Source organism: Paenibacillus sp. J22P277 (genome assembly GCF_059383675.1).
The window spans coordinates 59596-73028 of record NZ_JBXENS010000013.1 but is presented as its reverse complement, the minus strand read 5'-3'; the positions used below and the strand labels follow the sequence as shown (position 1 = coordinate 73028).

Here is a 13433-nt window from a genome sequence, read left to right as displayed (position 1 = left end):
GTTGTCAGCATGGTTAGTCCAAGGAACCGCGTTGATCGCGAATAATTTTGTATTTCGGAGAGGAGTTTTTTTATGAAACAAAATATCCAGTATCAAACGGCAACGGTTGAAGGTTTAGACATTTTTTATCGTGAAGCCGGGGAATATGGTTCTCCTGTCGTTTTGCTGCTACACGGGTTCCCCACATCAAGTCACATGTATCGCCAATTGATCCCCGCATTAGCAGACCGGTATCACGTCATCGCCCCGGATTATCCGGGGTATGGTTACAGCAGCGCACCGGATCACGACAAGTTTGAATATAGCTTTGAACGTTTCAGTCAGATTATCGAAAAACTCTTGGAAAAGCTAAACATCACTAATTTCTTTGTTTACCTTATGGATTATGGCGCTCCGGTTGGATTCAGAATCGCAGCCCGTAATCCCGAGCGTATCCAGGGCCTGATTATACAAAACGGTAATGCTTATAATGAAGGGCTGAAAGATTTCTGGGATCCGATTAAAGCTTACTGGCATGATCCATCCTCTGCGGATAAACGTGAGGCCCTTCGCTGGTTGACCAGCTTCCAGGCAACAAAATGGCAGTATACCCATGGTGTCAAAGATAGCACGCTGATCAGCCCAGACACCTATACATTGGATCAGTCTCTCCTCGACAGACCTAAAAATCAGGAGATTCAGCTTGATATGTTTTTGGATTATGGCACAAACCCTCCACTTTACCCTGCTTGGCAGCAATACTTCCGTGAGGCTCAACCGCCGACTCTTATCCTTTGGGGTAAAGGGGATGAAATTTTCCCGGAAAGCGGTGCACATCCTTACCTAAACGACTTGCCCAATGCGGAGATGCACATCTTTGAAGAGGCTGGGCATTTCGCGTTGGAGTCCCATGGTCCAGAGTTGATAGCCTATATCAGGGAATTTTTGAAAAAAAACAACTAACATAAAAAATTGTATTTGTTTATCCCTACTTTTTTCGAAAAGAATAGACACCGATGGAACGTCGTCGGTGTCTATCAAACTCGTTCTTATGCCGAATCTTCACTTTTTTAATTGGAACAGCGCGGAGATTATCGTTATCCTTTCATTTTGCATTTCGATGATGTCCGGCTTTATTTAAGTAAGTCGATACTCCCGTTAACAACCCAGTTTATTCCAATCCTCTTTTGTCCTATAATATCGATGAGTAACTCCTCGCAAACTCTTGTGTCGCTAGCCAGCAGCAGCCGCGTCCCAGTTGACGCTCTGAACGAATGCCATTCCCAGACCCACTAATCTAGGCGTTGCCACCTGCCACATGAAGTAATAAGTGCCAAACTACAGCTATTGACCCCGACATATCCTAACGGGTACTATATCTTAATACGGAGGCCCTATACGTAATCGCGCATAAAGTTTCAACTCATTTTCAGGTAATCCTAAATTAGGAGCGGTAAATCAGATGCCTAAATTAATCGAACCATCCTTTTTTTTTATTGGCAATCATCCGATGATCGACTTTATAAATACGAAGATCGAATATCAAGGAAAACCGCTTGATTTACTTGAAACATTTTCAAATTTACTCGATTGGGTTTCCAAGACGGGCATACTTAACCAAGAAGAAGTCGATGTGAATGAGCAGCGATGGAGAAATATCGATGAGAGACTGCATGTTTTACATGAAGCCAGGAAACTGCGCTCCCATCTACTCGCAATCGTCCAAACCAAATTCACCGACGAGCATGCTATGAATTTAGTTATGGAGAACATTAATATCCTTCTTGAAAACCAAACTACGACAACCAAACTTAATAAAACAGACAAGGGATTTAGCAGTAAAAAGTATGTAGATATGCGAAAGCCTCTCGATGTTATTGCTCCTATTGCCGAGACAGCCGTTGATTTCCTCTGTCATTACAATCTGGCATTGGTAAAAAAGTGTGATAATCCCGAGTGCGTCCTTTACTTCTACGACAATAGTAAAAATGGCACCCGCAGATGGTGCAATCCGAAGACTTGCGGGAACAGGATGAATGTGAGCGCTTTTCTAGAAAGACAGCGGAATAACACTGCACGATCGGAAGCAACTGATTAACTTTTGGCGGATCAAGAACGCAGCAAGGGTGGCAATATAAAATGGCCGCGCAGGAGTAGTCCTCCCCACACCGCCATTTTTTTGTGCTTCTTTACAGAAGCTAAGCTATCTCTTACTTTACGCGGCCCTACATGCCTTAAGTTCGTATCACCTCGTATTTAATGCTCACATAGACGATAACCTTCTTATCCGGACTATAATCATCGCCAGTATGTCCCTTAACTTTCCACTCTGCCGTGTAACCTTCGGGCAACTCGGAAGTACTGTATTCGGTACCATCCAAGAGTACCTTCGTTTTACTCGGAGATTGGGAACCGTCGCCCGCTGTCACCAGACTAAGGTCATAATTTTCTCCATCCGGAGAAGCCATGGAGACAGTAACGACCGCATGATAACCTTCAGGAAGGGTCCAAGATCCGCTCAACGCTTGGCCAGGAGACGAAATGTACCCGTAATATAACGAATACTCGTAATTGTACCTGCCGTCTGAATCCGTTATGGAATCGGACAGCTGTAACGAGCCGGGATCCTGATCCTGATAGGCTTCCGTAAAGAATATCACCTCTTTGTCCTCGCTTTGATTGCCGCTGGCATCCACGGCAACCAGTGATAACATGTAGAAGGAATTCGAAGACAGTCCCTTCAACTCATAGCTGCTCGCTTCTCCGTTTAAGGTAGCCAGCAAATTGTCATCTAGGCTATAGATCAAGTACTTGTCTACACCCGTTTGATCTGTAGCCGGCTGCCAATTCAAGCGTGCGCTGTTATCGGTCACGTCGGTAACCGTCAGCACGTTGCCCGGAGGCCATTGCGGCGCTTCGGGAGTAGTGAGCCAAGTTCCTTGAACTTGTACGGGCGTATTACTGGCTGTTGCCGGAAAAAATTGAATTCCCCATCCCCAGACGGTACCGTCGCTTTTGAGTGCCATACTTTGATCAGAACCTGCGGAGATGGCGACAACCGAGCCGAGCCCCTGCACTTGAACGGGGGAAGAACTGCTGGTTGAGCTTCCATTTCCCAGTTGGCCATAACTATTAAACCCCCAAGCCCAGACAGTTCCATCGCTTTTCAGTGCCAAATTATGTTCACTGCCCGCATCGATAGCGGTCACTGAATCGAGATGAATGACCTGAACGGGCGAAGTGCTGCTGGTCGTCGTTCCGTCGCCGAGTTTGCCGTCATGATTATTTCCCCACGCCCAGACGGTTCCGTCGCTTTTGAGTGCCAAACTATGCGAGAACCCGAACGAAGAGCCTGCAGCAACGTCGATTACCGAATCGAGACCCTGTACTTGAACCGGAGTATAATGGTCTTTCTTGCTTCCATCGCCAAGTTCGCCATCATCATTGCTTCCCCAAGCCCAGACGGTTCCGTCGCTTTTGAGTGCCAAACTATGACTATCTCCCGCAGCAACGTCGATCACCGAACCGAGACCCTGTACTTGAACAGGCATATAATGCGCTGTCGTGCTTCCATCGCCCAGTGCACCGGACCTATTCTGTCCCCACGACCATACCGATCCGTCGCTTTTAACGGCCAAATTATGATCATTTCCTGCAGCAATGGCAACCACCGAGCCAAGATTGGTTACCTGGATGGGGGAAGAACTGACCCCTCCCTTTTTTCCGCTGCCCAGTTGGCCCCCTATGTTGCTTCCCCACACCCAGACGGTACCGTCGCTTTTGAGCGCCAAGCTATGATTAGAACCTGCAGAAACGGCGACAACCGAATCAATACCCTGCACTTGAACCGGAGGATCATCATCATTTGTTATACCTCCATAGCCCAGTTGGCCAAATTGATTGTATCCCCACGACCATACCGATCCGTCTTGTTTTAGAGCGAGAGAATGCCCGGCGCCTGATACAACCATCGTTACAGCCGAATTCGAACTTACTGCTTCCGCAACGGAACCGGAGTCGGCGGCAGCAGCCTGAAAGGGCAGAAACAGAGTCAGTATCAGAGTCCCGAGAACGGAAAGCAAAAACCATCGTTTCATTTCATTTCCCTCCAATGAACATATTTCTCTCAAGTATACTATTATTTGGAAATACCGAAAGCACTCCATCGATCCATAACTAAGGTCCTATTGTGCTTACTCTCCCTTATAATAACAAATCCGAATCGCAGTTCGGACATAACCCAACTATGACTATGTGACCTCTAATACGCATTTCCATGTTTTCAGGCGGTAGAAATTACGGTTGTCTGTTACTTGTTCGTTACGCTAAACTACCCGTTAGCGTAACGAAGGGCCGCCAGGTTGGCAGCCCTTCCGTATTGCACTATCGTACCCGTTAGTTTAACAAAATCTGCTTGGAATTTCTCCGTCGGGCCCCTCAATATCTTACGAGTCTGTGATAACTAGATTCTACCTAATGCTATATCAGCTTCTATCTGAAGCTGTATAGTCTTGGCTCCCATGTATTTCTGTGCAGTCCTTAGAATTGATTTATCATTTCCAAGTATCTCCAATGACGTGGTTTTAAAAATGCTCTTTAAATGAACATCTTTACTCTTTGATACTTCTTCAAAGTATTTAAAAATACTCTCTAGCAAATTGATGTTTCTGTCCTCAATTAATAATTTAATTATTTTCGGCATGAATATTAGTTCAATTATAGTAGTTTCTAGTACCTCACCGTAATACGCGATTGATTCTCTATACTCAACTTCAGTCGACGGTAAAAAATCTAACATTTTTTCAAGGAATTCTTCCGATTCTTTACTCATACCACCCACTCCTCTATTTAAACAGTCCTATTGCATTTTTAAATCATCTCTTAAAGCATAGTACCAATGCTTTTAAAAACCGTTTTGCTTAAACTAAGCTGCCCGTTAGCGTAACGAAGGGCCGCCAGATTGGCAGCCCTCATGATGTTCAACTATCGTTCCCAGTTAGCTTGGAGTAAGCCGTGGATACCACCACGGCCCGTTCTCATATTTCTATACCCTACCTATAGGTTTAGTGATCGTCATATCGGATGGTCACATAGAGGTGAACCTTTTCCGGATGATTTGGGAGCGAAGATCCCTCCACCATCCATTCAGCTGCGTAACCTTCGGGAACTTCCGCTTTACTGAACTCGCTACCATCCAGGTATTTTTCCGTTTCTACCGGCGAGTGGTTTCCTTCGCCAACCGTTGCCAAACGAAGGTCGAAATTTACATCCTCTGAATGAATCATGGAGACCGTGACCGTTCCATGGAAACCCGCTGGGGGAGTCCAAGATCCAATCAGCTCTTGTCTTGAGGTCCAAATGAGCCCGTCATATAACAAATACTCATAATGGGACCCGCCATACTCATAAGATTCGGAATCGGAAAGATGAAAAGCGCCGGGAGCCTTTGGAGTAGTGAACGTCATATCTTTTTTCATACTTTGGTTGCCGTCGGCATCGACGGCGATCAGTGAAAAGAGGTAAGACGTGTTTGGAGAAAGGCCTCTCACTTCATAGCTCTTCACATTCCCGTTCAAAGTATCCAGGCGCGTGTTGTCTTGGTAAAGCAAGTAATGGTCAATACCCGTTTCATCCGTAGCCGGCTGCCAATTCAGCTGTAAGCTGCTATAGGTTACACCGGTAACCGTCAGCACGTCGTCCACTGGCCACTGTGGAGCTCCAGAGCTGGCAACTTGCACGGGAAAAGCGCTATGTGTTGCATAATTCGCTCCCCATACCCAGAGGGTGCCGTCGCTTTTCACCGCCAAACTAACCTCGCCACCCATCGCGATGGCTGACACCGAATCGAGTTCGGTTACTTGAACGACGGAAGAACGGTCTATCATTGTTCCATCGCCCAGTTGGCCATAATCATTATCTCCCCACGCCCAGATTGTTCCATCGCTTTTGAGCGCCAACGAACTTCCACGATTCGCTGATATGGCTTCCACCGAACCGAGACCCTTCACTTGAACCGGAGCAAAACGATCTGTCATGCTTCCATCGCCCAGTCGGCCTTCATATCCATTTTTTCCCCATGCCCAGACGGTGCCGTCGCTTTTGAGCGCCAAACTATAGTTAGAACCCGCCGCAACGTCAATCACCGAATCGAGACCTTGTACTTGAACTGGAGTATAACTGTTAGTCGTGCCTCCATCGCCCAGTTGGCCAAATTTATTTTCTCCCCATGCCCAGACAGTCCCGTCACTTTTGAGGGCCAAACTATGGTCATGACCCGCAGCGACGGCGATCACCGAGCCGAGTGTCTGAACTTGAACCGGAGTATTATGCATTGTCGTGCTTCCATCGCCCAACTGACCGTACCCCCACATCCATACGGTTCCATCGCTCTTTACCGCTAAATTATGCCAATCGCCTGCCGCAATGGCGGCCACGGTGCTAAGATCGGTTACCTTAACGGGGGAAGAACTAATCGTTCCATTCGACGGAGTGCTTCCATTGCCGAGTTGGCCAAGAGAATTCGATCCCCATGTCCAGACAGTGCCGTCGCTTTTGAGTGCCATACTATGTGTAAAACCCGCAGCGATGGCTTCCACCGAATCGAGGCCCTGTACTTGTCCAGGAGTAAAAAGTACGCGAGAACTACCGCTGATTTGGCCATAATCATTATTCCCCCACGCCCATACGGTTCCGTCTTGTTTTAGAACGAGAGAATGCATCCCTCCTCCTGCAACCTTCGTCACATCCGACTTCGAACTCTCTGCCGCCAACGTTGAACCGGACTCCTCGGCGAACGCCTGAAAGGGCAGAAGCAGCGTCAGCAGTAAAGATCCACAAACCAAAAACATAAACGGTCGTCTCATTCATCTCACTCCCATCTTGATTTACGCCTTAAATCTACCATACTTCTAAGGTCTATAAATGTGCTCGCTGCACTATCTAATAGAAAGATAAAAGCATTAAATAGGTTATTAGTCGTTATTCAGACGGTAGCAATATGAATAAACAGAAGCTAAATTCGGCTGCTTCTTAATAAAAATGGCGCAACTGCCGCCAGCAAACTGCTCCAAGATGCGTTGCACTATCGTACCCGTTAGTGCTAAGAACGCAACGCACTAAAGCATATATTAGGTTCGGTCATATTCATATAAGACAATTCCATTGTATTGGACATCCAGCCCCTGCGAGGCGCCTTCCACTGCTTCTTCAAGATCTTCCTTGCTCAGTGTAAACGAGAATTGCCTGTCACCCTGACCGTTCGCGATCACGTCTATGTCGAGCTGACGACCGTCCTGGCCATAGATTTTCCATAACGGTGCTTTTGCGTAATAATGGTAGCCGCCAACTTCTTCATACACCCTGTTGGACAAGAATGTTCCCGTAGATCGTTCCATCTCCGGTTGAATGGCGATGGTAAAAGTTAAGCCTCCGTTCAATGTCTCCGTTCGTTTGAGAATGAAGGACGTATTTGCCTTTTCCAGAAGCTTGAAATTCCACGTTCCCTCTTTGTTCAACCACTTCGGTTCCAGCGATAATTGAATCGGAACAGGCTCTTGAGCCATTTTTAAGGTATAGCCTTGCCGATTTACGACTTGCAAGTAATTGGCTTTCTTCGCGTGATAGTGGTTAATAAGGAATATCATCGATGCGCAGCCTATCAGAAGAACAATAAAATAAGCAGTTCTTTTCAAGGCTAATGCTCCGTTTCTTATTTTCAATTCGTTCTATAGTCTCCCGTTAGCGTAATAGCATTACTTCCCCGAAATGCTTCGGCAGACCGAGGGCGTATGCCCGATGTATGAAATCGACTTTGGGCTCTTTCAGATAACGTACTTATTTACGAACTTCGTAAATTTCGTGATACCTTTGGTATTCGCGAAAGTAACTATGCTATCGTTCCCAATTAGTTCAATGCTAGGTTTATTCTTTTTGATTCTTCTTTGTGACTTCAATTAATCTGTATATCGCATCTACAAGATCCTTATTATTCTTTTGTTGATGTGACTGTATGCTTACCAACATCATCACTATGATGACCAACAATACAATAATAAGTACCACATATACATCTAAGCCCAATATAAGCACCTGCTTTCACGCTATAGCATACGACCTCTTTTTGAACGTCTAGTAAGCTATTGTACCTGTTAGTTTAATATTATCTTTCATTTTAAGTGTTCAAAACTCGTTGATCAACGAAATTCCTTTTGTAATCATCGAAGTCGAAGAGCGTTATTCCCACTGAATCATCAACGGTAAAATTTCCTACATTGATATCCCCGTGAATCAAACCGAAATTAACAGCAGAAACAGGCAGACTAGCCAATTGTGCTTTAAGTTCATCAAGGGCAAGAAGAATGAACTGATGCTCTGACGGTATATATCTACTGGCCCGCAAGAGGTATTCATTACGCTCCCATGTGTGTCTTTTGGCCATTGGTTTGTAACGCTTCGAGAGTTCATGAAGACGTCCGGTCATTCGTCCGCATTGTTCATAAAGTCCGAAAATATCGGATCTGAAACCGACAACCCATTCTGCGAAAGATAACGAATCCATTCTATTTCAGCAGCAAGTCCTTCCGACGTACGAAGAGTGCTCGGAGTGAAAACGGAGAATATATTTCAGTTCATGGCGGTTATAGGAATAAATAAAGTTCTGAAAGCCTCCAATGAAAGCCAGATCTTCAGAGCTGACGCCAAACCTCGCTGCGCCTTCTACAGCATATTCGTCCAGGAACATTTGTTTTATTTTTGGGGTCCATGAGTTCTCCTTGGTTATTGTGTCGTGATTGAGCACTCGAATACACTATTCCCAAACTCCGGTTGTTACCTCAGTTAAAAATTACCTGCCGACAGTGAATGCTTCACTTGCGAGAAATCTCAATTCAGTTCGAATCTTATTAACGCATATTTTTACAGTCAATAATATTCGTGGAACGATTACGAAATCTATCCGTTACTAAGAAAAATAGAGCCGCCTCTCGGCAAGCTCCTCAACTATCGTACCCGTTAGTTTATTGAGCCCCCCTTATACCACCCTTATTTCCAATAGTCATATTTTTCGCTCATGGTTCCGTCTTCTCTTCGACGGCTTTATGCTTCTTCATAAAAGCATCCACAAACGCCTGACCCTGTTTCTGCATGCTTTGAATTGCAGCGTCAAGACTTTGCTTGTTCTGCAGCACGTTCTGCAATTCTTTTTGAATCATGGCATATTCATTTACATAGAAATCACTTCGATTAGTATAGTCAATCGTTTGATGGATCGGCTTCTGATCGAAGGCAACAGCCGCAAGCGGGCTGGTGTTAAATTGAAGTCCCGAGCGACGGATAGATAGTCCGCCATCTGTTTTGGATATCACCTTGGCTGCACGCTCGCTGCCAATAAATTGAATCACTTTCCAAGCCTCCTCTTTGAACGCGGAGTTCGCGGTTATGCTGAAAATCCCGTCCAAGCGAATAAGGCCGCCCGACTCTCGCGAAGCGCTATTCACCGGAGGAAGAACCGCGCTCCAAGCAAACTTGGATTGATCAAACCTGGTCCTGTTGCCGTACATATCGATTGACATCGCAGCTTTGCCCTTGGCGAAGAGATCTTGCTTCGCGATCGCACCTTCATCGATCCAGCTGCTGCCATCTTCCTCGCGAACTTCCACGCCCTTAATGGCAATGGCTCCTTCACGAACAGCCTCCAGGCCTGTCTGCAACAATTCATGCCAAGCGGGCGAATCCAGTAGATGTATGCCCCGATTCCAATCTACAAGCTGCAATCCTTCGGTACCGTTCATCGTATCAAATATAAGGGCTTTCAAGTCTTGCATCCATGGATCATGGTAGCCGACAATGCCGCCCCCCGCCTGCTCGAAACGGTAAGACAACTGAAACAATTCTTTCCAGGTCATTCCACTCGTCGGAGGATCAATTCCATACTGCTTGAACAAATCGGCATTATAGTAGAGAAGTGATGCATCGTATGACGGAGCCAGGCCGTATATTCTGTTCTGTTCATTATCCTTCAGCAACGCTATAACTCCCGGGTGATAATTCGTCTCCTTCATGCCAGAACGGCTCATCCAGTCGGTCAAGTCCACCAGTAGACCTTGATCCGCGAGCGAGTCGTAGAAAGCAGATGGCGAAATAACGATGTCGGGCTTCTCCGTTTCAATCAGCTGCGCATACGCCTTTATGGGATCATCTTCCTGATAGACATCTGACGTAATAACCAATTCAACCGGAAGATCAGGGTAAATCAGATCAAAATAATCTTGATAATAGTATTGAAAAAGTATTTCGTCTGAAACGGCTACTTTGAGTGCACTTGTAGGCTTCTGAGCAGCTGGACCATCCGTGCAGCCCGAGATCAACAGCAATAGGATTAAGCCTGCATAAACAGGCAGCCAGGTGCCTGTCATATTCACCAGGGATCGCTTAGACCAACGGACTGCGGATCGCGTAATCAAGAAGCTAATCATGGAGAAGTCCCCTTTCGGAGATCGGGAATCGCATTCCGCAGCTTCTCCTCCATAATTGCCAGCGCTTTATCTCCCTGCAGCTTGCCATCTAAAACCGTCTTCATCGTCTCAGAACCAATTTGAAAAATCTGCCCCTGCACTTTTACCTGCTCCTCATTGCCGGAACGTTTGATGGAAGCTATAATTTGCTCCGGATCCAGACCAGGCGGGTAAAAGGCTTTCCACTGCTCGGCAGGCAGGGAGGCTAATTGCTTGGAATCCATATATACAGGCAAAGAACCCGTCTGGTTAAATTGCTTACTGGCAGATTCCGGCCCCCCAACGAACTTCACCAGCTCCCATGCCGCTTTCTCTTGGGTCGTTTGCGCGTTAATGGCATAGATCGTATCCAAATAAAAATCAGACGCTGTATCAGCAGCAGCCGGGGCAACAGCGATCCACTCGATAGCAGGCGTTACTTTATACTTGACCAAATCACTCCCGTAAGAATAGGTATTAATCGACATCGCGGCCTTACTACTGGCAAAGGCATCAAGCTTTCCCGATTCATCCATTGACAGTCCGTTCGGATGTTCTGCCCAATCAATTACATCGTCGATGATCCAACCGGCCTTCAGCCCCTCCGTTACTTTACTCCAGAGGTTGTTCCACGCCGGAGTATTCAGTGTCAATTGGCTGCCGTCAGGACTTAACGAGCGCAGTCCCGTGATGCTCCCTAGCTGGCTGAACAAGCCAAATCCGCTTCTGCCTGTTGAAGTGGACAATCCGGCAACCCCGGTACCATTGAACTTCATGGCAATCTGCAGCAGTTCCTCGGTCGTTACGCCGTCCTTTGGCAGCTCAATGTCGTATTTCTCAAACAACTGCTTGTTAACATATACGGCTGCTGTACTAAAAGATTGCGCAAAACCATACAGCTTCCCTCCGCCAAGCATACGTAGTGTCTTGACTACCGGCTCATACATGGCATCCAGCTTCATACCATCCTTGTCCGCCAAGATATCGAGAGACTTCAATTTTCCTTGTCCAGCAAGTTCTTGGAACTGAATCGGCGTCAGCCTGAGCACATCCGGCCTTTCCTGATCCACCCACTTCGCAAGATTCTTCAGCGAAGCGTCCGGAGGCGAAGACAATCGGAATTCCACCGACGGATGACGCAGAACAAACGGCCGTCCGATATCAAACATGAAATTACTGTATTTCGAGTCCTGGACTTTAAGCACGAGATCCCCTTCATCCTGAAGCGAATCTTTCAATAACGCAGACAAGCCGTCTTCAGCATGAACAGGTTGTAAAACTTGCCTTATATCATCACGGAACCACCAACCGCAGCCAATCAGCACAACCACGCTCATCAGGGCAGCTGCAGCCCGAAATGGCGATTTTCGTTTCTTCTCTCTCATGCGGATGCGTTCCCTCACTTTTTGTTCAAGATCTGAAGTAAACCCATTTCGGATTGGAAGCTTCTCAGCCAGTTTGCGCTCCCATTGATTTACGGAATTCTTCATATCCACTTTTCCTCCCCGGTCAGCATGACATCCTCGGACAGCTTGCGGTTAACCGCCTTCCTTGCCCGGTGAAGTCTTGATTTCACGGTGGCCGTCGATACTTTAAGCATGTCCGCCAATTCATTCATCGACAGTCCGTAATGACTACTCAGCAGCATTACCTCACGCAGCTTAGCAGGAAGCTTCAATACGATACCCAAAATATGCTCGGTCATGAGTTTGTCGATTGTCGCTTGTTCCGCTGAAGCGTGAGCCGGCTGATGTTCATAACGTCTGGGCATGAGTGTCACACGGCGAATCCAGGCTGAGCGCAGCGCGTCGCGCGCCGTATTGCGGGTAATGGCTAGCAGCCATGTTTTCACCGACGATTGTCCCCGGAAATTATACAGGTTTTCAAACACTTTGATGAATACATCCTGGGTAATATCGTCGGCCAACTCTCTTCGATGCGTCATGATGAAGGCGAAGTTCCAGACGTCTTTGCCGTAAGCCTGCATCAATTCATCGAGCACGGCATGACGGTTTAAACCGCCCTTAACATGATTCAAGTAATCGAACTGCAACTTTGTTCACCTCGCAAAAGTAGACGATTGATAAGGAAAATGGTTCTATATTGAAAAAAAAATTTTATATCCATGGCTCATCCATTAAGCAATACGCGGTCGGTTCTTCCCGCAACAATCGAGATCTCCGGGCGCTCGCGCTTCACCATATCCGTGATATCCTTCCGTTAGCGTTATAAAAGGCCGCCATATTGGCAGCCCTCATAATGTTGAACTATCTCTTACCCTTTAGCTTAACGCATCTACTTGAATATTACTGGATGATTCAACCACTCGTCCATGTCTCCAAATTAGCATCGTAATTCTCTTCCTGGTACCGTGGATCATTATGCCGAGCTCGCGCAGAACCGGTATGATGTCCGGTTCAAGATTTCGCTCCCATAAGGAATATTCGCTCTGTAATGCAGAAACCGGATGGACAGCATGCGCGCGGCGAATGTTGGCGATACCCGCCTCGGACAGACCGAAAAACCGCACCTTACCCTCCTTGACCAGATCTCCTACCGTTCCCGCTACCTCTTCCATCGGCACAGCCGGATCGACGCGATGCAGATAAAGGAGATCGATGTAGTCCGTTGTCGATGTCCTCCAATCGAATTGAAAATAATATCGCGATGCTCAGGATTTCACGATGAAGTCGTCCTTAAACCGATGATCTGCTAAAAGGAGAAATTCGTTGCGCCTATTCCTGCATGAAAATTGCCTATTTTCCATCCTCCGTTATATTGCGCTCGTTCACGATAAACGTATAATTTATCTAACAATGTATAGAGCCATTTAGAGGTTGCCTCTTCATTCCAAATACGCGGCAGTTGAACAATCATGTCGGGAAGGAGCGCGAAACCCCAATGTTAATAGAAGAAAGCAGCTCTAATCTGCGAAATAGGCTTTATGGCGGAAGTGCGGCTATG

At 46.6% G+C, this 13433-nt stretch carries 10 protein-coding genes and 1 pseudogene; 2 read left to right on the top strand and 9 right to left on the bottom strand.

Annotation, left to right across the window (positions count from 1 at the left end; translation table 11 throughout):
* Nucleotides 1-72: 72 nt before the first annotated feature.
* Together AC50YL_RS33930 and AC50YL_RS33925 are read left to right on the top strand one after the other, a co-directional pair.
* A complete protein-coding gene (locus AC50YL_RS33930) occupies nt 73-942 on the top strand; it encodes an alpha/beta fold hydrolase (RefSeq protein ID WP_494837797.1) in 870 nt (289 codons plus the stop codon).
* A gap of 499 nt (nt 943-1441) precedes the next feature.
* A complete protein-coding gene (locus AC50YL_RS33925; RefSeq protein ID WP_494837796.1) occupies nt 1442-2077 on the top strand; it encodes a CGNR zinc finger domain-containing protein in 636 nt (211 codons plus the stop codon).
* Between the two features lie 136 nt (nt 2078-2213).
* Here the strand turns inward: AC50YL_RS33925 and AC50YL_RS33920 are convergent, their stop codons facing one another.
* From AC50YL_RS33920 to AC50YL_RS33880, 9 genes and pseudogenes are all read right to left on the bottom strand, one after another.
* Complete coding sequence (locus AC50YL_RS33920; RefSeq protein ID WP_494837795.1) at nt 2214-4076, bottom strand: RCC1 domain-containing protein; 1863 nt, start codon at nt 4074-4076, stop codon at nt 2214-2216.
* A gap of 365 nt (nt 4077-4441) precedes the next feature.
* The gene (locus AC50YL_RS33915; protein ID WP_494837794.1) at nt 4442-4810 is read right to left on the bottom strand and encodes a DUF7674 family protein; all 369 of its coding nucleotides are present in this window, start codon (nt 4808-4810) and stop codon (nt 4442-4444) included.
* Nucleotides 4811-5042: 232 nt separating this feature from the next.
* Nucleotides 5043-6842 carry an RCC1 domain-containing protein gene (locus tag AC50YL_RS33910; RefSeq protein ID WP_494837793.1) on the bottom strand — a complete coding sequence of 600 codons (1800 nt, stop codon included), beginning with the start codon at nt 6840-6842 and terminating at the stop codon, nt 5043-5045.
* Between the two features lie 264 nt (nt 6843-7106).
* Nucleotides 7107-7697, bottom strand: coding sequence for a hypothetical protein (locus AC50YL_RS33905; protein ID WP_494837792.1), 591 nt, complete (start codon nt 7695-7697; stop codon nt 7107-7109).
* 452 nt (nt 7698-8149) lie between these two features.
* A complete protein-coding gene (locus AC50YL_RS33900) occupies nt 8150-8536 on the bottom strand; it encodes a phosphotransferase (protein ID WP_494837791.1) in 387 nt (128 codons plus the stop codon).
* A gap of 508 nt (nt 8537-9044) precedes the next feature.
* Complete coding sequence (locus AC50YL_RS33895; protein WP_494837790.1) at nt 9045-10451, bottom strand: extracellular solute-binding protein; 1407 nt, start codon at nt 10449-10451, stop codon at nt 9045-9047.
* Nucleotides 10448-11959, bottom strand: a complete 1512-nt coding sequence (locus AC50YL_RS33890; RefSeq protein WP_494837789.1) for an ABC transporter substrate-binding protein — start codon at nt 11957-11959, stop codon at nt 10448-10450. The genes AC50YL_RS33895 and AC50YL_RS33890 overlap by 4 nt, the downstream gene beginning before the upstream one ends.
* Nucleotides 11956-12522 carry an RNA polymerase sigma factor gene (locus tag AC50YL_RS33885; RefSeq protein WP_494837788.1) on the bottom strand — a complete coding sequence of 189 codons (567 nt, stop codon included), beginning with the start codon at nt 12520-12522 and terminating at the stop codon, nt 11956-11958. Before AC50YL_RS33885 ends, AC50YL_RS33890 begins: the two co-directional genes overlap by 4 nt.
* Before the next feature lie 327 nt (nt 12523-12849).
* A pseudogene (locus tag AC50YL_RS33880) lies at nt 12850-13095 on the bottom strand (aldo/keto reductase); the annotation flags it as partial.
* Nucleotides 13096-13433 lie beyond the last annotated feature (338 nt).